The sequence below is a fragment of the Streptomyces anandii JCM 4720 genome, from assembly GCF_014650655.1.
GTDB lineage: Bacteria > Actinomycetota > Actinomycetes > Streptomycetales > Streptomycetaceae > Streptomyces > Streptomyces anandii.
On record NZ_BMVJ01000084.1, the window covers coordinates 796 to 1,131 of the forward strand.

Below are 336 nucleotides of genomic sequence, written 5' to 3' on the forward strand. Positions count from 1 at the left end.
TCACATGGGTGCCCCCGACGAGCGCCAGCGAGCACTCGCCGTTGCGCAGCGCCTGAACTCCCAGGTGCAGGGCGACGAGTGAGGCGGAGCACGCGGTGTCCACCGTCACGGCCGGACCCTCCAGCCCGAACGTGTAGGAAACGCGGCCCGACATCACACTGGCGGCGTTTCCGGTGCCGAGGTGGCCGGCGAAGTCGTCGTCGGCCTCCAGGAGCGCGGAGAGGTAGTCGGAGCCGTTGACACCCACGAAGACGCCTGTCTGGCTGCCGCGCAGGGTGGCCGGGTCGATCCCCGCCCGTTCGAACGCCTCCCAGGAGGTCTCCAGCAGCAACCGCT

General features: G+C 70.2%; 1 protein-coding gene. It reads right to left on the minus strand.

The window, feature by feature from the left end; translation table 11 throughout:
- The coding region (locus tag IE249_RS39635; RefSeq protein WP_229860040.1) for a beta-ketoacyl [acyl carrier protein] synthase domain-containing protein at positions 1–336 on the minus strand (336 nt) is incomplete at both ends.